The sequence below is a fragment of the Burkholderia sp. YHN3-13 genome (assembly GCF_055810675.1).
Genome location: NZ_JBVVNQ010000003.1, coordinates 530,140 through 548,924 on the forward strand (window position 1 = coordinate 530,140; position 18,785 = coordinate 548,924).

Here is an 18,785-nt window from a genome sequence, read left to right on the forward strand (position 1 = left end):
GACGCCGCGCTCAGCGCGTCGCCCGGGCATGGGTGTCGGCGAGGATGTCGCGGATCTGCGCGACGAACCACACGATCTCGTCGCGCGACATCACGAGCGGCGGCGAGAACTGCACGATCGGCGTGCCTTCGTGATCGACGCCCGCACGGCACAGCAGCCCCGCGTCGAAGATCGCGGGCGCGAGCATCGTCGACACGAACGCCTGCGCGCTGATACCGGCCGCCCAGCGGCGCGCGGCCTTGTCCGTCACGAGTTCGAGCGAGTAGTGGTAGCCGTCGCCGCGCACGTCGCCGACGCACGGCAGTTCGAGCAGCCCGTCGAGCGTCTGGCGGAATACGGCTTCGTTGTCGCGGACGTTCTCGAGCACCCCTTCACGCGCCATGATCGCGAGGTTCGCGAGCGCGGCCGTACAGGCGACCGGATGGCCGCCGTACGTCGCGCCGTGCAGGAACATCTGCTGCGGCCCGTCGAGCACCGTGTCGACCACGGCGTCGCTCGCGATCACGCCGCCGAGCGGCACGTAGCCCGACGCGATGCCTTTCGCGAACGTGATGATGTCCGGCTTCAGCCCGTAGCGCGCCGACCCGAAGTATTCGCCGAGCCGGCCGAACCCGCAGATCACCTCGTCCGCGACGAGCAGCACGCCGTGCCGGTCGCAGATGTCGCGCAGCCCGGCCGCATAGCCGGCCGGCGGCGTCAGGCTGCCGCCCGCGTTCTGCAGCGGCTCGACGACGAGCGCGGCGACGGTATCCGGCCCCTCCTGCACGATCAGCGATTCGATCTCGTCGAGCAGATGGCGTGTGAACTGCGCTTCCGTCTCGCCCGCCGGGCGGCCGTAGCGCTTCGTGTTGCTCACGTGCCGCACGCCCGACATCAACGGTTCGAAGTGCTTGCGGAAATTCGTCATCCCGTTCAGCGCGAGCGCGCCGAACGACGTGCCGTGATACGCGACGCGCCGCGCGATGAACTTGCGCCGCTGCGGTTCGCCGCGCGACTGGTGATACTGGCGCACCAGCTTGATCGCCGATTCGTTCGACTCCGAGCCGCTCGACGTGAAGAACACGCGGTTCAGGCCCTCGGGCGCGAGCGCCGCGAGCTGGTGCGCGAGCCGGATCGCCGGTTCGTGGCCATAACCCCAGTTGGTCGCGAACGGCAGCCGGACCATCTGCTCGCGGATCGCATCGCCGATCTCCGCACCGTGGCTGTAGCCGACCTGCACGCAGTACAGCCCGGCGAGCCCGTCGAAATAACGCTTGCCGTGGCGATCGACGAGCCAGCAGCCTTCGCCGCGGTCGAACACGGTGAGCGCGTTCTCGCGGTACGCATCGGCATGCGTGAAATGCATCAGCAGGTGGCGCTTGCCGAGCGCCTGCAGGTCCGCACCGGGATTGACGTCAACAGCGTTCATGGGTCACTCCTCCTTCAGGGTTTCAGAACCGGCGACATGCCGCCGGTCATTCAATGCATCGACAGCGTCGGCGCCGGGCGCGTGAAGCCGCGCGTGAGCCACACGAGCTGGCAAAGGCCGAGCACGAGCCAGCCGAAGCCGACGTAGAACGTCTGGCGCGACAGTCCCGACCAGAGCCATACATTCATCGCGAAGCCGATCGCCGGCATCGCGCCGAACGTGATCCAGCCCGCGACATGACGGTGCCCGCGCTGGCCCAGGTAGCTGCGCATCACGCACAGGTTCACGACCGCGAACGCGACGAGCGCACCGAAACTGATCATCGTCGACGCGAGGTCGAGCGTGACGAACAGCGCGGACAGCGACACGACGCCGACCGCGAGCGTCGCGCGCACCGGCGTATGCAGCCGCGCATGCTGGTGGCCGAACACGCATTCGGGCAGCACGCGATCGCGGCCCATCGCGAACAGCACGCGCGTCACGCTCGCCTGCCCGGCCATCGCGCTCGCGAAGCAGCCCGCCACGTACACCGCGACGAAGAACGCCGACAGCGTGCCGCCGCCGATACGCCGCATCAGTTCGAGGCTGGCCGAGTCGAGATCCTTGAACGCACGCCAGTCGGGAAACACCACTTGCCCGGCATACGCGATCAGCATGAACAGCAGGCCGCTCGCCAGCGTGCAGAGCAGGATCGCGCGCGGCACCGTGCGCCGCGGCTCGCGCGTCTCTTCCGACAGCGTGGTCACCGCATCGAAACCGAGAAACGACAGACACAGGATCGCGGCGCCCGCGAAGATCGCGCGCGCGTCGCCCGACGACGGCAACGCGACGGTCATCGACAGCCCTTCGCCGGCCGCGACGCGCGCCGACGCGACGACGAAGATCGCGATGAACACGAACTGGCTCGCGATCAGGATCAGGTTCACGCGGTTGACGAGCCGGATCCCGACGATATTCAGCCCGGTGACCAGCGCGATACTGCCGACGATCCATACGCTGGCCGGCACGCCGGGGAAAATCTGCTTCATGTAGATGCCGATCGCGAGGTAGCTGATCATCGGGATGAACAGGTAGTCCATCAGCAACGCCCAGCCGACCATGAAGCCGGCCGAGGTGCCGAAGTTGCGGCTCGCGAACGTGTACGCGGAACCGGCGCTCGGCATCAGCCGCGCCATGTGGCCGTAGCTGCGCGCGGTGAACAGCATCGCGACCAGCGTGACCGCATAGGCGGCCGTCAGATGCCCGTTCGTCTCGCTTGTGACGAGGCCGTAGGTCGTGAACACCGTCATCGGCAGCATGTACGCGAGGCCGAAGATCACCAGCGTCGAGAGGCCGAGCAGACGCGGCGTGCGGCGCTCGTCCGGGTCGCCTCGATGCGCGCTCGCGCCGACGTCGTGCGTCGCGGCGGCCGATACGGTTCGGCCTGACCTGTCGTTGTCCATGCTGTCCTCACGTGGGTGGGTGGCGTTCATGACTTCAACTCTCGATCGCCCGGCGCCGCCGGCGGCGCGCGATCGGAAGAAAGTGTGGTGCGCCAAAAAATCCCGGACGAATGAGAAATACGGACGTAATAGGGGGATATTTCAGGACACAGCGTCACGCATTGCATCGTCCGGCCATGCATGCTGCTGTGCCGCACTGGCATTTTTCGGACATTCCGGCTATGTTCCGTGCACGCCCGTCACCCGCCCGTCACCGTATCGGCACCATGGACAGCCGCTCCCAACGCAACCAGAGCCGGGCCGAGCGCAGCCTGCGCACATCGCTCGGCCTCGCCCGCCCGGCCGGACGCCAGGAAGATATTCCGGCCACCGTTCACGCGATCGCGGTCGCGCTGGACGAGTGCCGCGTGCGGCACATCGACGGCGCCGCGCTGCTCGAAGGCACGGGGCTCGGCGCGGACGAGGTCGCGTCGCCGAACCTGCACGTGAATCGCGGCCAGGAGCAGCGCTGCTTCCGCAACCTGCTGCGCTGCAGCGGCGTACCGTCGATCGGGCTGTCGATCGGCGCGCGGCTGCACGTATCGACGCTCGGTCTCGCCGGCTACGCGATGCTGATCAGCGGCTCCGTGACGCAGGCGTTCCGCTGCATGGGCCAGTTCCCGCTGTTCATGGGGCTGTATTTCGACGTGCGCGTCGACGCGCACGCCGGTGGCATGAGCGTGACCATCAGCCGCTACAACGGCGAACCCGATCTCGAGGTATTCCAGGTCGACATGTGCCTGTCGAGCCTGCGGCTGATCGTGTCCGATCTCGTCGGCAAGCCGGTATGGCCGGAACAGTTGCAGCTCGCGCGCCGCACGCCGCGCAATGCAGCCGACTACGCACGCCACTTCGGCTGCCCGGTCGCGTTCAATGCGGCCGACAACCGTCTCGTGTTCACGTCGGTGAACGGCACGGAAACGCCGCGTCTCGCGAACGAAGTCAGCTTCAATGCGCTGCACGGCCAGTGCGAGGTGCTCGAACGGCAGTGGGCCGCGTCGGTCGGCACGCGCTTCGCCGATCGGGCGAAGGAGCTGATGGCGCGCGACCTCGTGCGTTTCAAGTCGATGACGGCGCTCGCGAATGCGCTGCACCTGACGGAGCGCACGCTGCGCCGGCGGCTCGACAAGGACGGCATCACGTTCCAGTCGCTGCTCGATGAAGTCCGTCACGACGAAGCCGTGCGGATGCTCGACGACCACACGCTGACGGTCGCGGTGATCGCCGAACGGCTCGGCTACAGCGAGCCGCGCAGCTTCCGACACGCGTACCGGCGCTGGACCGGCAAGACGCCGCGCGCGGACGCCGGTATCGACATGTAACGTCGATCGCGCACGCCGATTCCGAACGGCGCCCCCGCCTGTTAGTTTGGAATTCGAATCATTTCCACGAAAGCCGCCGGCGGCGTCCGGCTCGACGCCGCCGCACGACCGCGTGCCGTGCCCAAGCTGGACGCGCTCATTCGATTGCTCTATACTCGCTCCAACTTCATCACAAAACGCATGATCTCGTGCGCAACGTGATGTCATTTCGCACTTTGTTGCGCATGCATCCGTTTCGCCACGTCAAAGGGGCCACCGGCCCCAGCGGTCGGCGCCAAGCCGCCCGCATCCATGCCGTCTTCGCAGGACGGTGCCCTGCTCGAACGCGCCTTGCCGTTACGGCGCCGCCGGGCTGAACCTGACAATCAGACGAACGCAACATCGCGTTCACCCGACCGCCAGCCGCACTTCGGTGCAGCCGGCAGCACTGTTTCCGTCAGTTCAATCGCGGCCATGCCGGGATCACGAACTTCCATCGCGACGCCATCCGGCGTCATCGCGGCGCGTGCCTGCGCGCGTGCCGCATCGGGATCGAGGAGGGGTATCTTCATGACTCGACGCACTGTCCAGCTGGTGGGCAGCCTGGTAGCCATCATCGCGGTCGGATGGGCGCTGGCGCGCGGCATCGGCGCCGACACGTTCCGCCAGCGCGCGGACGATCTCGCGTACTACGCGGGCCAGCACATGCTGCTGGTCGTCTACTCGATGACGCTCGCGATCGTCGTCGGCGTACCGGCCGGCGTGCTGCTGAGCCGGCCGCGGTTTCAGCACCGGGCCGAGCGCTTCATGCAGGTCTTCAACATCGGCAACACGGTCCCGTCGCTCGCGGTGCTGGCCATCGCGCTCGGCATCTTCGGCATCGGCGACGTACCTGCGATCATCGCGCTGTTCCTCGCATCGCTGCTGCCCATCACGCGCAATGCCTATGAAGGCATGAAGAACGTGCCGGCCGCGCTGCGCGAAGCGGCCAAGGGCATCGGCATGACGGGCTGGCAATCGCTCGCCCGCGTCGAACTGCCCCATGCGGTGCCGATCATCGTCGGCGGCGTGCGCACCGCGCTCGCGATCAACGTCGGCACGGCGCCGCTCGCGTACCTGATCGGCGCGGACAGCCTCGGCTCGTTGATCTTCCCCGGCATCTATCTCGACAACCAGCCGCTGCTGCTGCTCGGCGCGTCGCTCACCGCGATCCTCGCGCTCGTGCTGGACGGCATCGTCGCAACCGGCAGCCGCCGCTGGCTCGCGCGCCACGGAGGTGCCGCATGATGCGCCCGCTTCGATCGATCGCCCGCCTGTGCGCCGCCCTGGCCGTGTGCATGGCGGCCGGCACACCGGCATTCGCCGCCAGGCTCGTGCTCGGCGCGAAGAACTTCACCGAGCAATACGTCCTCGCGGAAATCACGTCGCAATACCTGCGCTCGCGCGGCTACGACGTGGAAGTCCGCGCGGGGCTCGGCAGCACGCTCACGCGCAGCGCGCTGGAAAACGGCCAGTTCGACCTGATGTGGGATTACACGGGCACCGCCGCGCTCGTCTACAACAAGATCCAGGACAAGCTCTCGCCCGAGGAGATGTACCGGCGGGTCAAGGCGCTCGACGTACCGCGCGGGCTCGTGTGGCTCGACGCGTCGCCGCTCAACGACACCTACGCGATCGGCCTGCCGAGCCAGCTCGCGCAGGCCACCGGCATCCGCACCGTGTCGCAGCTCGCCGAGCACCTGAAGACCGATCCGGCCGCAAAGCACTACGTGTTCGGCATGGATGCGGAATTCGCGAACCGTCCGGACGGCCTGAAGCCGCTGCTCGCCGCGTACGGCATGCAGTTCAGCCGCGCGCAGTTGAAGCAGATGGACCCGGGGCTCGTCTACACGGCGCTGCACAACAACCAGCTGAAGATCGGCCTCGTCTACACGACCGACGGCCGCGTGAAGGGCTTCGGCATCGTGCCGCTCGAGGACGACAGGCATTTCTTCCCGCCGTACAACGCGACGCCCGTGGTGCGCAAGGACACGCTCGAGCGCAATCCGGGACTCGCGACGCAGCTCAACGCGCTGTCCGCCGCGCTCGACAACGACGCGATGCAGGCCATGGCCAAGGCCGTCGACCTCGACGGCAAATCGCCGCGTGACGTCGCCGACGCGTTCCTGCGCACGCATCCGCTACCTTGAAGGAGACCCGATGAGCGTATTCGACTATCTCGCTTCGAGCTGGCCCGAGCTGTTGCAGCTCACGCTGCAACACATGTGGCTCGTCGCGATCGCCGTGGGCTGCGCGATCGTCGCGGGCGTACCGCTCGGCATCCTCATCAATCGCCACGAATGGCTCGCCGGGCCGCTGCTCGGCATCGCCACGATCGTGCTCACGCTGCCGTCCATCGCGCTGTTCGGCCTGATGATCCCGTTCTTCTCGCGCTTCGGCCAGGGCATCGGCGCCGCGCCCGCGATCACGGCCGTGTTCCTCTATTCGCTGCTGCCGATCATGCGCAACACCTACCTCGCGCTGCGCAACGTGGATGCGGGCATCAAGGAAGCCGGCACCGGCATCGGCATGACCGCGTGGCAGCGCCTGCGTCTCGTCGAGCTGCCGCTGGCGGTGCCCGTGATTCTCGCGGGCGTGCGCACCGCGGTCGTGATGAACATCGGCGTGATGACGATCGCCGCCGTGGTGGGCGCGGGCGGGCTCGGCACGCTGATCCTGCGCGCCATCGGACAGAGCAGCATGATGAAACTGCTGGTGGGCGCGGTGCTCGTGAGCCTGCTCGCGATCGTCGCCGACCGGCTGCTGCAGAGGCTGCAGCGGGCATTGACACCGAAGGGAGTGCAGAAGACATGATCGAACTCGACCAACTGACCAAGACCTTCACGCGCAAGGACGGCCAGACCGTACGCGCGGTCGACTCCGTGAGCCTGTCGGTGCCCGAGGGGGAAATCTGCGTGTTCCTCGGCCCGTCGGGCTGCGGCAAGACGACCACGCTCAAGATGATCAACCGGCTGATCGCCGCGACATCGGGCCGCGTGCTCATCAACGGTGAAGATACGGCGCAGCTCGACGAAGTCGACCTGCGGCGCCACATCGGCTACGTGATCCAGCAAATCGGGCTGTTCCCGAACATGACGATCGAAGAGAACATCACCGTCGTGCCGCGCCTGCTCGGCTGGGACAAGAAGCGCTGCGCCGAACGCGCACGCGAGCTGATGTCGATGGTCGCGCTCGATCCGAAGCTGTACCTGAAACGCTATCCGCGCGAGCTGTCGGGCGGGCAGCAGCAGCGTATCGGCGTGATTCGCGCGCTGGCCGCCGATCCGCCCGTGCTGCTGATGGACGAACCGTTCGGCGCGGTCGATCCGATCAATCGCGAGTCGATCCAGAACGAGTTCTTCCAGATGCAGCGGCAACTGAACAAGACCGTGATCATGGTGAGCCACGATATCGACGAAGCGATCAAGCTGGGTGACCGCATCGCGGTGTTCCGGCGCGGCCAGCTCGTTCAGTACGATCACCCCGACACGCTGCTCGCACGCCCGCGCGACGAATTCGTCGCGCAGTTCGTCGGCCAGGACAGCACGCTCAAGCGCCTGCTGCTCGTGAAGGCCGGCGACGCGGCCACGCAACCCGACACCGCGCGCGTCGATACGCCGCTCGCGCACGCACTCGCGGTGATGGACGAAGCCGACTGCCGCTACCTGACCGTGCTCGACGACGCGGGCCGCGCGCTCGGCTACGTGACGCGCCGCGCGGCGCGCGGCGACGGCGGCACATGCGGCGAACGCGTGACGCCGTTCCCGGCCGGTGTCTCGGCCGACGACAACCTGCGCATCGTGCTGTCGAAGATGTACCAGTACAGCGTGTCGTGGATGCCCGTGCTCGACCCGGACGGCGTGTGGCTCGGCGAGGTCACGCAGGACTCGATCGCCGCGTACCTGAGTTCGGGCCGATCGCGCCGGCAAACGGGGCAGCCGCCGGGCAGCCCGGTCGATCGGGTTGAGGCGGCCGCGCCGCATTGATGCGTCGTCCTCGTCACGCCGGTGCGCGATCGGCGTGACGCCGTTCATCCTGCTCGAAGACGCGCTCGACCCGGGCCGGCATGCGCAGTACCAGGCCGCCCGCGCGGTGATCGCGCGCATGGGCGGCCGGCTGTCGCACGGCGCAACGCTGCTGCGCGAACTGCGCAAGCCGTCGGCCGTGCTGCCGCGCGTCGATGCGGCGTGGATCGGACGCGAAGTGCGGCTCAGCGACGGCCGGCTGACGCTGGCCGACTGAGCGGCCGGCGGCGTGTTGAAGGGGGTACCCCGGATCGCTACACTGGTCCGGCGAATCCCGGAGACCTCACATGAAAGAAACGCTTGCCGGACTGTCGGCGGACCTCGAGCGGCTGCTCAAGCTGCGCAGCATCCCGTTCGGGATGAAGCTGTTCGAACGGCGCGAGGACATGGAAGCCGTCCCGCGCATTCGCCGCCCGAAGGCGATTCACTCGCTGGACCAGATCGTCGGGCAGACGGCGCGGCTCGGCTTCACGGTCGGCATCACGGCCGACGACCTCGTCGGCGCGCAGTGCCGGTCGGTCGTCGGGCTCGGTCACGCGAAGGACGCGGAGTGGGCATCCGGCCAGCAGATGGCCGGCGTCTGGTACGCGACGCAGGAAGATTCGCGCGCGCACCAGGCCGCGATGCACTGCGTGGCCGACGGCCAGTACGAAGCGCTCGTCGTGTCGCCGCTCGCGGCCGGGCGCATCGTGCCCGACATCGCGCTGTTCTACGCGACGCCGGGCGCGATGATGTACTTCATCAACGGGCTGCAATGGTCCGGATACAAGCGCTTCGACTGGAGCGTGGTCGGCGAATCGGCATGCGCGGATTCGTGGGGCCGCGCGCTGTCGACCGGGCAGCCGAGCCTGTCGATTCCGTGCTACGCGGAACGCCGCTACGGCGGCGTGCTCGACGACGAGATGCTGATGGCGCTGGCGCCCGACGCGCTGGAACAGGCCGTTGCCGGAATGGAGGCGCTGTCGCGCAACGGGCTGCGCTATCCGTTCGCGCAGTACGGCATCCAGCAAGACGTGCGCGCGGGCATGGAAGTCAGTTACCCGAAAGCGACGTGACTTGACGCGTCGCCGCTGCGGCGCGCTGGAAGCAGCACTCAGCGCAGCGGCGTACGGACCTTGCCGTCGACCTTCAACGTGCGCCTGTCGCGCGCGGCCTCGTATTCGACCGTCTGCGCAGGCGTGACGGCGCCGTACGACCGTCCGTTCACATAGACGATGCCGTCGCGCAGTTCGATCCGGTCGCCGTTGACCGTCGCGGTGGCGCGGTCGCCCTGCAGCACCGCGCCCGAACACCCGGCGGTGGAGAAGCTGCGGACCGACGCGCCCGGCATCGCCGCGTTCCCGCCCGGGTCCGCCGCATGCGCGGCACTGCACGGCGGCGCATCCATGCCGCCGGCGGCATGGAGCGGCCCGGTACTGATGCCGCATCCGGCAAGCAACCCGATCGTCATCGGCAACAGCTTGTTCATGGTGGCCTCCGTGGTCCGCGAACCTGGATCGATGCCCGGGCACGCGCTCGCCCGTCGCCCGATACGCGCAGTATGCGTCCACGTGCCGGCACACCGCCATCCGCGCCAATACCACTTCTGCGCGCCACACATTCGCCTTGACAAGTTGCGATCCGCAACTATTATCGATTGCGACACGCAACCATTTGGGGCAAACCATGGACCTCATCGACGCGCCCGCGAAGCCTCGCGACGCGACCATCCTCGAATTGCGCGACTTCTCCCGCAAACTGGTGCGCGAGCTCGGCTTCATGCGCGCGACGCTCGCCGACAGCGACTGGGCGCCGTCGGCCGTTCACGCGATCCTCGAGATCGGGATGGCGCCCGGCATCAACGCGAAGGATCTCGGCAACATCCTGCGGCTCGACAAATCGAACACGAGCCGGCAACTCGCACGGCTCGAGGCGGCCGGTGTCGTGGAGCGCCGCGTATCGAGCGAGGACGCGCGGGCGATCGAGCTGTACCTGACCGCCGAAGGAAAAAAGCTGCAGAAACGAATCGACACGTTCGCGACCGACCAGGTGTCGAATGCGTTGCGTCGCATGATTCCCGCCGACCAGCAGGCGTTGCTGCGCGCCCTCGCGCTGTATGCCGATGCCCTCGCGCAAGACAACGCCGCCAGGGCGCCCGCGACGACCCTCGATGCGCCGCCGATCCGCGAAGGCTACCAACCGGGTTGTATCGGCGACATCGCGAGCCTGCATGCACGCTTCTATGCGGAGCACTGGGGGTTCGGCGTCTTTTTCGAAAAGCGGGTGGCGACCGAGCTGGCCGAGTTCGCGGGCACGTTGCCGGCCGTCGGCAAGGCACTGTGGCTCTGCCAGGAAGACGGGCGGACGCTCGCGTCGCTCGCGATCGACGGCGATCCGGCGACCGGCGTCGCGCACCTGCGCTGGTTCATCGTGAACGACGCGTTGCGCGGGTCCGGCATCGGGCGCCAGATGATGACGCTGGCGATGCGCTTCGTCGACGAGCACCGGTTTCGCGAGACCTACCTGTGGACCTTCAAGGGACTGGATTCGGCACGCCACCTGTACGACGCGTTCGGCTTCACGCTGACCCACGAGTCCGCGGGCACGCACTGGGGCACCGAGGTCGTCGAGCAGCGGTTCAGCCGGCCGGGGCCCGCCGGCAGCTGACGTTCGACGCACCCGATTCACGCTGAAGGGCGTCATCACGCTCACCACGACAAAGGACGCTGCCCATGCTCGAACGTCTCGCGGCCCTCGCGCTTTGCGCGGTCGTCACCGCGCCTGCCGCCGTTGCCGCGCAACCCGACGCCGCGACCGTCATCGATCCGATCGACCGGACGATGACGCAGTGCCTGAACGATCCCGAACATGCGTCGACGGCAGGCCAGGACGAATGCGTCGTCGACGCGGGTCGCGCATGGGACGCACGGCTCAATGCGAGCTATCGCGCGCTGCAGGCATCGCTGCCGGCGGCGGACCGACCCGCGCTGCTGCGCGCCCAACGCGCGTGGCTCGCGCGCCGGGATGCCGACCTGAAGCTGATCGGCGCCGTCTACGCGACGACACGCGGCACGATCTACGCGCCGATGAATGCAAATGACGTGATGGAACTGACACGGCAGCGCGCGCTGTCGCTGCAACGGTTCGAAGCGGATCGCGCGGCGCACGGCTTCAGTCTGGCCACACGCCTGCCGCCCGCGACGGACGACCGTCCCGAACGCGTCGACGCCGTACCGCGACGCGGCGCACGCTTCGAACGGGCGCACTGCGCGGCGCTCGCCGATCTCGACGCAAAGGGCCGCTGCGCGGCGCAGGCCGCGCCGCTGTACCTGCAGGATATCGACGACGTGACGGCCGCGATCGAACGCCGCCTGCCGCGTGCATCGCGCGAAGCGATGCGCGCGTCGTCGCAGAAATGGCGCGCGTTCATCGCCGCCCAGCCGCCGCTGATCGGCGCGCTTTACGCGCCAGCGGATGTTTCCGGCGTGCCGCCGCAGGTTTCGATCGAGATGCGCGATGAAGCCGCCGCGCGCCTGCAGCAACTCGTGTACGCCGAAGACAAGATCGGCGCCGATTGAGGCGGCGGTGCACAGCCGCCGCGTTCTTCAGCGCCAGCGTCGCGGCATGGAGGGCTTCGGCCGTCATCGGGTCGCTGCCGAATTGCTCGGGCAGTTCAGCGGGAATGGCCGGTAGCTCAACCGGCGGGGTCTTCGGTTGACGAGGCTTATTCAATGAGCGCCACCGATACCGGGATCACCCCGGTGGCGCTCGTTCATCGCGATCGGCCCCGAAAAGTCAGCACCGCGTCCCTACCGCTCCCCAACCCGCTCCACCAACTTCACGAAATCACTCGCCCCCATCGGCAGCGTTGTGCCGACGGCCAGACCTCCTGCGTCGAGAAACACCCCCTTCACGCTCACAGCTCACGCGCTGGCGATGCCTGGGGCGCTGACGTCACAGCGGGCGGCAAGGGACGATTCGCAATCTCCATCGCTTCAGTTCGCGGCACACCGAGCGTCTGCAAAAGGGATGACGCTGCGCGCTCGGCAAAGCCGTTCTGACTGTACCCGATCATGTTCAACATGTCGGTGACGGGCTTCTCGTCTGCATCGAATCGTAATTCGATTGCAATGGCGGTCAGTACCGCGCCGCCGACCGTGACAACGCTCATCAGCGGGTCATTTGCCGAGAATCTCCCGGCGAGGATCCCTTTCTGGATATCCCTCAACAACCGAGGTCCGAGGCCGCGGCTGAGTGCTCGCATCGACAGCCCTTCGCGGAGGAGAAATTGTCCCCAAACCGGTTCACCTCTGGCTCGCAGCAAAGTATGACGCAACGACACCGAAATGATCTCGGCAGGGTCGGTGAGGTTGGCGGCGATGCGGTCCAGGGTATCCGCGAACTCCTCGAACACGATTTCCAGAACCGCGGCATGAATCGCTTCTTTCGATTCGAAGTGGTTATAGAACGAGCCGAACCCCACGTCCGCGGCTTCCGTAATTTCATTGATCGCGACGCCTTCCATCCCCTTTTGCGCCATGAGTACGAAGGCGGCATCCAGCAGGCGCGCCCGCGTCTCGCGCTTTCGACGCGCGCCTCGAGGCTCGCGAACCTCGGGGCCTGACGGCGCTTGCCCGTTCGAGACGGCCGGCGACGGTGTTCTGGTGCGACGGGAAGAAGTGCTGGGCATCGGCGTGCGCGTAGGTTCGATGTTTCGAGTATACGTTCGAACATCAAAATTGACAAAATCATCAGTTATGATTTTAATGTCATCAAGGCAGCCTGCAGCGGCCTGCCTGAAGAATGGGAGACAGAACGGTGGCGGAGACAAAACTGACGTGCGAGTCGGGCGTCCATGAAGGCAACGACACCGCGAGCCGTGCCGGCGGGCGCGACTTGCCGTCGGACGTCGACGTGCTGGTCGTGGGCTGCGGTCCCGTCGGCGCGACGATCGGCGCGTTGCTTGGCCGGGACGACGTGCGCGTGCTTGTCGTCGACAGGGCGGCGGAGATCTTCATGGCGCCGCGTGCGATCGCGCTCGACAACGATGCGCTTCGCATCCTGCAGTACGTCGGGGTGAACGAAGCCGACCTCGATACGGTGGCGATTCCGTACGTCCGGATGCGCTCGCCGTGGTTCGGCGAGTTCGGGCGCATCAATACGCTCGGGAGCATCGATGGCCATCCGAAGCTTGTGACGTTCTATCAACCGGACCTCGAGCGATGCTTGCGTGCCCGACTGACCGCACACCGCACCGCCCGAATGGCGCTCGGTGTGACGCTCGTCTCGCTCGACGAGAACGCCGATCACGTCGCCGCCACGCTCGACAGCGCGCAGGGCGTGCGGCACGTCGTGCGAGCCCGCTACGTCGTCGGCGCCGACGGTGCCAGCTCGATCGTGCGCCAGTTGATCGGACAGGAGTTCAAGGGCAAGACGTTCGCGGAAGACTGGTTGATCGTCGACGCGCGAAACGTGCGCCGACCGATCGACCATGTCGAGTTCCTCTGCGACCACCGGCGGCCGACGCCTCATATGACCGCTCCCGGCGGGCGCGAGCGTTGGGAGTTCATGCTCCATCCCGACGAGACGCGAGAGGAGATGGAATCCGACGAACGCATCCGCGAACTGCTCGCACCGTGGGGCGGCATCAAGGACATGGTGATCGAACGCAAGGCCGTGTACCGTTTTCATGCCCGAACCGTCAGGACCTTCAGCAAAGGACGCGTTTTCCTAGCGGGTGACGCCGCCCACATCACTCCGCCGTTCGTCGGCCAGGGGCTCGTCGCCGGCCTGCGCGATGCCGCGAATCTCGGCTGGAAACTGGCGTGGGTCGTCAAAGGCCACGCAACCCCTAAAATTCTGGACTCCTATGATCAGGAACGCCGACCTCACGCCAAGGCAATGATCGGCGTCGCGAAATTCATGGGGAAGCTCGTGATGCCGCGAAATGCCGGGATCGCGTTGTTCACGCACGGTCTGATGCGATTGACGCGGCTCGTTCCGCCGCTACGGAATCACTTCGACGAGCTCGGGATCAAGCCGAAGAATGCGTTCCGCAGAGGCTTGTTCGTCCCCGGCTGCTCGACCACGCGGCTCGTGCGCGGCGCCGTGCTTCCGCAGGGATGGCTGCGCAAGCACGATGGGGCGATCCGCCTGAGCGACGACGTGTTCGGCAGCGGTCTTGCGTTGATCGGATTCGGACGGGATCCAGACGTCGAACTCGACGCCGGCGCGCGAGCCGCGTTGATTGCGGCAGGTGGTGTCGTGGTGCAAGTCGTGCACCGCGGGCAGCGCCTTCATCGCATCGAGAACGACGGCTGGGAGGACCTGGACGGTACGTTCATGCCGGGTGTCGTGCGGTTTGGCTGGGCGGCCGTGATTCGGCCGGACAAAACGGTCCTGCACGAAGGCCCGGTGGCCGACTCGACCCGCCTCGTTCTCGAATCCCTGCAATTGCTGGGTGCGCGCACCTCCTTGTCGTCGCTATCCGGTCACATTGCCCAGCCGACTTCCTGAGGCCCCCATGAAGCTCATGACTGCACAACCCGCACGGAACCCCCGACCAACGACGAAGGCTCGGGCACTGTCCTATTTGATGTTCGAGCGTCCCGATCTCGAACGGGCCGAACGATTTCTCAACGATTTCGGCCTGCGGACCGTATCCCGTGACGGCGAATATCTGTTCCTCCGGGGCACCGCCGCCACGCCGTTCTGCTACGTCGTCCGGCGCGCTGAAAAAAACCGTTTCGTCGGCTTCGGGCTTGAAGTTGACGACATCGACGCACTGCGAAAGCTTGCCCACGTGCCGGGCGCATCGGACGTGGAGCCGTCACCGTGGCCCGGCGGCGGGCATCGAGTCACGCTCGTCGATCCATCGGGTTTTCGTGTTGACGCAGTCGCGGGACAAGCGCGGGCCGGCGCCCTGCCGCACCGGTCGGCGTTACCGTTCAACTCGCCCGATTCCATCGTTCGTGTGAACGATACCCAGCGTCCGCCGCCGGAGGTGCCGGAAGTGATTCGCCTCGGTCATGTCGTGCTCGAACTCGCCGACTTCCAGGCGACCTGTGCGTGGTACACGTCTCACTTCGGCTTCATCCCGAGCGACGTTCAGGTGTTGCCTGATGGATCGCCCGCCGTCGCGTTCCTGCGACTCGATCGCGGGGCGATACCCGCGGATCACCATACCCTCGCGTTGGCACAGGGATTCGCAGCGCTCTACAGCCACTCGGCATTCGAGCTGGTTGACGCGGACGCGGTGGGGATCGGGCAGCGTCTGCTGAGCGAAAAAGGATGGACGCACGCATGGGGGATGGGGCGCCACATTCTCGGTAGCCAGGTCTTCGACTATTGGCAGGATCCTTGGGGCGACAAGCACGAACACTATTGCGATGGGGACATGTTCACGGCGGACGTGGCCACGGGCATCCACGAAGTCAGCCGCGAAGCGATGTCGCAGTGGGGCCCCCGGATGCCGCGCAGCTTCACCAAACCGAAGATCACTGCCGCAAGCATCGCATCGCTCATCCGAAACCTCCGGACCAGTCCGGACGTCACCTTCGCGAAGCTGCGCACGCTCGCGAAACTGTTTGCGTGACTTTCATCTTCACTCAGACCTGTTCGAGGCATCTTCATGGCATTGCACGTCTTGCACTATCGGCATCAGGGGCGCGCCCAATGGGGCGTGGTGACGAATCACCGGATCACACCGATACCGGGCGACTACCCGACGACCGGCGAATTCGTGCGGGCACATCGGATCGATGAACTCGCCGCGCTCGGCGGAGAAACGATTCCCGAGTCGGACGTGGAGTGGCTGTCGCCGGTCACGCACAATCAACAGTTCGTTTGTCAGGGCGCCAACTATCGCCAGCACATGATCGAGTCTGGCATGAATCCGGACGCGAAGTCATTCAACATGATCTTCACGAAGGCGACCGGCTGCATCGTCGCCGCCGATTCCGACGTCATCCGGCCGCAACATGTGCAGTTTCTGGATTACGAGATCGAACTGGGGCTCGTGCTTCGCCGCGATATCACGTCCCGGCAAGCCATCACGGAACAGAACCTGCACGAGTACGTGGCCGGCCTCGTGATCGTCAACGACTATTCCGCACGCGATATCCAGATTCCCCAGATGCAGTTTTACAAAGGGAAAAGCTATCGAACGTTCGGGCCGGTGGGGCCGTATCTGTGCCTGCTGGAGGCAAGCGATATCGCGCGGCTGCGCACGCTGACGCTGACACTGACCGTGAACGGGGAAGTCCGGCAGAGCGATTCGACCGGGAACCTCGTATACGGTCCAGCCGAAACACTCACCGAGCTTTCGGGTGTTCAGGATCTGAACGCCGGTGACTTGCTTGCAACGGGCACGCCTTCCGGATGCGCGCTCAGCATTCCGTCGCCGGCGAAGCAACGAATTGCCGCGTTGCTGCCCGAGCACGTGAAGTGGCGGATTTTCACGAAGGTTCAGGCCGCGCGTCCGCAGTATCTGAAGGCCGGGGATCTGGTCGAATCACGGATCCGGAGCAGGGACGGGGCGATTGACCTCGGTGTGCAACGCAACCGAATCGTGGACCAGCTCGCATGAACGCCATCGCAACCGAAGCGGACGTGCTGCGGATCGAAAACCAGGGGCCGCCCGCCGACCTCCCGGCCAGCACCTACGAGATGATCGGCCGTGGTGCGGCGATCGACCCGACCGCGCCGGCCTTGTCGTTTTTCCTGCGCGCCGACGATCATCGCAAGCCATCGCGCTGGACTTATTCGGAGCTTATGCGGGATATCACCCGGACCGCGAACATGTTTTCGCGCCTGGGCATCGATCGCCACTCGGTGGTTGCCTACGTGCTGCCGAACTTGCCGCAGACGCATTTCGTCATCTGGGGAGGCGAAGCGGCCGGGATCGTATGCGCCATCAATCCTTTGCTGGAGGGGCCGGCAATCGCATCGCTGCTCAAGGCCGCACACGCAAAAGTACTGGTGACGCTGGCGCCCTTTCCGGGAACGGATATCTGGTCGAAGATCCAGCCCATCCTCAGCCAGGTGCCGTCGCTGCAAAGCCTCGTCCTGATCGACCTGGCCGAGCGCGTGCAGGGTTGGCGCCGAATGGCGGCGCACGTGATGGGAAGCCGCGAATGCAAACGGCTGCACGGGCGCGCGGGTCTGCGCGGCGCCGTTCCGCGCCACATCGCGATCCACGATTTCGACGCTGCGATGGCGCGCGAATCCGGTGATGCGCTGCTGGCCTCACGGCGTTTCGAAGCCGACGACATATCGTCCTACTTCTGCACGGGCGGCACGACGGGATTGCCGAAAATCGCGATTCGACGGCACGGCAACGAGGTGGCCAATGCCTGGAGCGTCGGGCAGGTCGTCGGTACCGGGATGGGCCCGGGGAAAACCGTTTTCTGCGGACTACCGCTGTTCCATGTCAATGCCGTGCTGGCAACCGGCCTGGTGCCGTTCTCGCGCGGCGCACATGTGGTGCTCGGTACGCCACAGGGCTATCGCGGCGACGGAGTCGTCAAACGATTCTGGGAAATCGTCGAGCAACACCGGATCAATTTCTTCAGCGCGGTACCGACCTTGTATTCGGCATTGCTCGACGTGCCCGTCGACGGCTGGAATATCGACTCGCTCGAGTATGGGCTCTGCGGTGCCGCGCCGATGCCCGTGGAAGTATTCCGCACGTTCCAGGATCGCACCGGGGTCCGGATCCTCGAAGGTTACGGGCTCACCGAGGGCGCATGCGTAAGCAGCGTCAATCCGCCAGGCGGCGAACGGCGTCTCGGTTCGATCGGTTTGCGCATCCCCGGCCAGATGATGAAGGCGGTGATACTCGACGACGCCGGCCGCTACATGCGCGATTGCGTCGAGAACGAAGTCGGTGTGCTGACGATTTCCGGGCCGAACGTTTTCGCGGGCTATCTTCAGGAAGATCAGAACAAGAGCTTGTGGCTCGATCTCGACGACGGCCGGCAGTGGCTCAACACCGGGGATCTCGCGCGGCGCGATGCGCAGGGCTACTTCTGGCTCACGGGCCGCCGCAAGGAACTCATCATCCGGGGCGGTCACAACATCGATCCGGCGACGATCGAAGAGCCGCTGCACCGCCACCCGGCAGTGCAAATCGCTGCGGCAATCGGACGTCCCGACGTGCATGCAGGCGAGCTGCCCGTCGCGTACGTGCAGTTGAAAGCCGGCGCAACCGCAACAGAGACGGAGCTGGACACGTTCATACGCGGCTTGATCGGCGAGCGTGCCGCGCTACCGAAGCGGATTCATATCGTCGAGGCAATGCCGCTCACGGCGGTCGGCAAGATCTTCAAGCCCGAACTCAAACGACGGGAGACGCTCGACGCGCTGATCGCCGCGCTGAACGATGCCGGCATCGAGGGTGCCCGAGTGAGCATGGCGGACGACCCGTCGTACGGGCTCGCCTTGCATGTGGCGCTGAGCGATCGCGCGCAGATAGCGAAGACCCATACGGTGATGGGTCGCTTCCCGTTTGCCTTTTCGACGTCGGTCGAACCCGAACATCAGTGACTGTCGA

The 18,785-nt window shown here is 66.2% G+C and carries 18 protein-coding genes and 1 pseudogene; 13 read left to right on the forward strand and 6 right to left on the reverse strand.

Features of this window, described 5'->3' with window-relative positions:
* Positions 1-10: 10 nt before the first annotated feature.
* Positions 11-1,408, reverse strand: coding sequence for an aspartate aminotransferase family protein (locus AC0KUR_RS10650; RefSeq protein ID WP_034191925.1), 1,398 nt, complete (start codon positions 1,406-1,408; stop codon positions 11-13).
* 50 nt (positions 1,409-1,458) lie between these two features.
* Positions 1,459-2,850, reverse strand: coding sequence for an APC family permease (locus tag AC0KUR_RS10655; protein ID WP_473375906.1), 1,392 nt, complete (start codon positions 2,848-2,850; stop codon positions 1,459-1,461).
* A 266-nt stretch (positions 2,851-3,116) separates the two neighbouring features.
* Here AC0KUR_RS10655 and AC0KUR_RS10660 point away from each other — a divergent pair, with 266 nt between their 5' ends.
* Positions 3,117-4,211, forward strand: a complete 1,095-nt coding sequence (locus tag AC0KUR_RS10660; RefSeq protein WP_226229236.1) for an AraC family transcriptional regulator — start codon at positions 3,117-3,119, stop codon at positions 4,209-4,211.
* 365 nt (positions 4,212-4,576) lie between these two features.
* Here the strand turns inward: AC0KUR_RS10660 and AC0KUR_RS10665 are convergent, their stop codons facing one another.
* Positions 4,577-4,762, reverse strand: coding sequence for a hypothetical protein (locus tag AC0KUR_RS10665; protein WP_034191928.1), 186 nt, complete (start codon positions 4,760-4,762; stop codon positions 4,577-4,579).
* Between AC0KUR_RS10665 and AC0KUR_RS10670 the strand changes: the two genes are divergently transcribed.
* The 6 genes from AC0KUR_RS10670 to AC0KUR_RS10695 all read left to right on the forward strand — a co-directional run bounded on the left by AC0KUR_RS10670 (position 4,761) and on the right by AC0KUR_RS10695 (position 9,309).
* A complete protein-coding gene (locus AC0KUR_RS10670) occupies positions 4,761-5,477 on the forward strand; it encodes an ABC transporter permease (protein ID WP_034191929.1) in 717 nt (238 codons plus the stop codon). The genes AC0KUR_RS10665 and AC0KUR_RS10670 overlap by 2 nt on opposite strands.
* Positions 5,474-6,379, forward strand: a complete 906-nt coding sequence (locus tag AC0KUR_RS10675; protein WP_200086766.1) for a glycine betaine ABC transporter substrate-binding protein — start codon at positions 5,474-5,476, stop codon at positions 6,377-6,379. Before AC0KUR_RS10670 ends, AC0KUR_RS10675 begins: the two co-directional genes overlap by 4 nt.
* Before the next feature lie 10 nt (positions 6,380-6,389).
* Positions 6,390-7,043, forward strand: coding sequence for an ABC transporter permease (locus tag AC0KUR_RS10680; protein WP_049036718.1), 654 nt, complete (start codon positions 6,390-6,392; stop codon positions 7,041-7,043).
* Positions 7,040-8,215 (forward strand): osmoprotectant ABC transporter ATP-binding protein OsmV, encoded by a 1,176-nt coding sequence (locus AC0KUR_RS10685; protein WP_059562369.1) that lies wholly within the window; start codon positions 7,040-7,042, stop codon positions 8,213-8,215. Before AC0KUR_RS10680 ends, AC0KUR_RS10685 begins: the two co-directional genes overlap by 4 nt.
* Positions 8,216-8,249: 34 nt before the next feature.
* On the forward strand, positions 8,250-8,471 hold the full coding sequence (locus AC0KUR_RS10690; RefSeq protein ID WP_049036721.1) for a PEP-utilizing enzyme: 222 nt from the start codon (positions 8,250-8,252) through the stop codon (positions 8,469-8,471).
* A gap of 70 nt (positions 8,472-8,541) precedes the next feature.
* A complete protein-coding gene (locus AC0KUR_RS10695; protein WP_059562358.1) occupies positions 8,542-9,309 on the forward strand; it encodes a DUF169 domain-containing protein in 768 nt (255 codons plus the stop codon).
* Positions 9,310-9,347: 38 nt separating this feature from the next.
* Here the strand turns inward: AC0KUR_RS10695 and AC0KUR_RS10700 are convergent, their stop codons facing one another.
* Positions 9,348-9,722 carry a hypothetical protein gene (locus AC0KUR_RS10700; protein WP_059562355.1) on the reverse strand — a complete coding sequence of 125 codons (375 nt, stop codon included), beginning with the start codon at positions 9,720-9,722 and terminating at the stop codon, positions 9,348-9,350.
* Between the two features lie 197 nt (positions 9,723-9,919).
* Here AC0KUR_RS10700 and AC0KUR_RS10705 point away from each other — a divergent pair, with 197 nt between their 5' ends.
* Positions 9,920-10,900: a bifunctional helix-turn-helix transcriptional regulator/GNAT family N-acetyltransferase gene (locus tag AC0KUR_RS10705; RefSeq protein WP_124608672.1), complete on the forward strand. Its 981-nt coding sequence runs from the start codon at positions 9,920-9,922 to the stop codon at positions 10,898-10,900.
* A 65-nt stretch (positions 10,901-10,965) separates the two neighbouring features.
* Entirely contained in the window at positions 10,966-11,811 is an 846-nt protein-coding gene (locus AC0KUR_RS10710; RefSeq protein ID WP_051701120.1) for a lysozyme inhibitor LprI family protein, read from the forward strand.
* A 19-nt stretch (positions 11,812-11,830) separates the two neighbouring features.
* Here the strand turns inward: AC0KUR_RS10710 and AC0KUR_RS10715 are convergent.
* Positions 11,831-11,965 (reverse strand): annotated as a pseudogene (locus tag AC0KUR_RS10715) (IS256 family transposase); the annotation flags it as partial.
* Positions 11,966-12,149: 184 nt separating this feature from the next.
* A complete protein-coding gene (locus AC0KUR_RS10720; RefSeq protein ID WP_049036729.1) occupies positions 12,150-12,923 on the reverse strand; it encodes a TetR/AcrR family transcriptional regulator in 774 nt (257 codons plus the stop codon).
* Between the two features lie 113 nt (positions 12,924-13,036).
* Here AC0KUR_RS10720 and AC0KUR_RS10725 point away from each other — a divergent pair, with 113 nt between their 5' ends.
* The 4 genes from AC0KUR_RS10725 to AC0KUR_RS10740 are packed head-to-tail and all read left to right on the forward strand — an operon-like array spanning position 13,037 to position 18,778.
* Positions 13,037-14,749 (forward strand): bifunctional 3-(3-hydroxy-phenyl)propionate/3-hydroxycinnamic acid hydroxylase, encoded by a 1,713-nt coding sequence (locus AC0KUR_RS10725; RefSeq protein WP_059562346.1) that lies wholly within the window; start codon positions 13,037-13,039, stop codon positions 14,747-14,749.
* A gap of 7 nt (positions 14,750-14,756) precedes the next feature.
* Positions 14,757-15,827: a VOC family protein gene (locus AC0KUR_RS10730; protein ID WP_059562343.1), complete on the forward strand. Its 1,071-nt coding sequence runs from the start codon at positions 14,757-14,759 to the stop codon at positions 15,825-15,827.
* Positions 15,828-15,863: 36 nt separating this feature from the next.
* Positions 15,864-16,820 carry a fumarylacetoacetate hydrolase family protein gene (locus AC0KUR_RS10735; RefSeq protein WP_034191941.1) on the forward strand — a complete coding sequence of 319 codons (957 nt, stop codon included), beginning with the start codon at positions 15,864-15,866 and terminating at the stop codon, positions 16,818-16,820.
* On the forward strand, positions 16,817-18,778 hold the full coding sequence (locus AC0KUR_RS10740; protein WP_059562340.1) for an acyl-CoA synthetase: 1,962 nt from the start codon (positions 16,817-16,819) through the stop codon (positions 18,776-18,778). Before AC0KUR_RS10735 ends, AC0KUR_RS10740 begins: the two co-directional genes overlap by 4 nt.
* Positions 18,779-18,785: the final 7 nt, after the last annotated feature.

What these genes read in the sequence shown, in the direction of transcription:
- AC0KUR_RS10650 (WP_034191925.1), bottom strand. Translation starts at nt 1,408, where the DNA reads ATGAACGCTGTTGACGTCAATCCCGGTGCGGACCTGCAGGCGCTCGGC.
- AC0KUR_RS10655 (WP_473375906.1), bottom strand. Translation starts at nt 2,850, where the DNA reads ATGGACAACGACAGGTCAGGCCGAACCGTATCGGCCGCCGCGACGCAC.
- AC0KUR_RS10660 (WP_226229236.1), top strand. Translation starts at nt 3,117, where the DNA reads ATGGACAGCCGCTCCCAACGCAACCAGAGCCGGGCCGAGCGCAGCCTG.
- AC0KUR_RS10670 (WP_034191929.1), top strand. Translation starts at nt 4,761, where the DNA reads ATGACTCGACGCACTGTCCAGCTGGTGGGCAGCCTGGTAGCCATCATC.
- AC0KUR_RS10665 (WP_034191928.1), bottom strand. Translation starts at nt 4,762, where the DNA reads ATGAAGATACCCCTCCTCGATCCCGATGCGGCACGCGCGCAGGCACGC.
- AC0KUR_RS10675 (WP_200086766.1), top strand. Translation starts at nt 5,474, where the DNA reads ATGATGCGCCCGCTTCGATCGATCGCCCGCCTGTGCGCCGCCCTGGCC.
- AC0KUR_RS10680 (WP_049036718.1), top strand. Translation starts at nt 6,390, where the DNA reads ATGAGCGTATTCGACTATCTCGCTTCGAGCTGGCCCGAGCTGTTGCAG.
- AC0KUR_RS10685 (WP_059562369.1), top strand. Translation starts at nt 7,040, where the DNA reads ATGATCGAACTCGACCAACTGACCAAGACCTTCACGCGCAAGGACGGC.
- AC0KUR_RS10695 (WP_059562358.1), top strand. Translation starts at nt 8,542, where the DNA reads ATGAAAGAAACGCTTGCCGGACTGTCGGCGGACCTCGAGCGGCTGCTC.
- AC0KUR_RS10700 (WP_059562355.1), bottom strand. Translation starts at nt 9,722, where the DNA reads ATGAACAAGCTGTTGCCGATGACGATCGGGTTGCTTGCCGGATGCGGC.
- AC0KUR_RS10705 (WP_124608672.1), top strand. Translation starts at nt 9,920, where the DNA reads ATGGACCTCATCGACGCGCCCGCGAAGCCTCGCGACGCGACCATCCTC.
- AC0KUR_RS10710 (WP_051701120.1), top strand. Translation starts at nt 10,966, where the DNA reads ATGCTCGAACGTCTCGCGGCCCTCGCGCTTTGCGCGGTCGTCACCGCG.
- AC0KUR_RS10720 (WP_049036729.1), bottom strand. Translation starts at nt 12,923, where the DNA reads ATGCCCAGCACTTCTTCCCGTCGCACCAGAACACCGTCGCCGGCCGTC.
- AC0KUR_RS10725 (WP_059562346.1), top strand. Translation starts at nt 13,037, where the DNA reads ATGGGAGACAGAACGGTGGCGGAGACAAAACTGACGTGCGAGTCGGGC.
- AC0KUR_RS10730 (WP_059562343.1), top strand. Translation starts at nt 14,757, where the DNA reads ATGAAGCTCATGACTGCACAACCCGCACGGAACCCCCGACCAACGACG.
- AC0KUR_RS10735 (WP_034191941.1), top strand. Translation starts at nt 15,864, where the DNA reads ATGGCATTGCACGTCTTGCACTATCGGCATCAGGGGCGCGCCCAATGG.
- AC0KUR_RS10740 (WP_059562340.1), top strand. Translation starts at nt 16,817, where the DNA reads ATGAACGCCATCGCAACCGAAGCGGACGTGCTGCGGATCGAAAACCAG.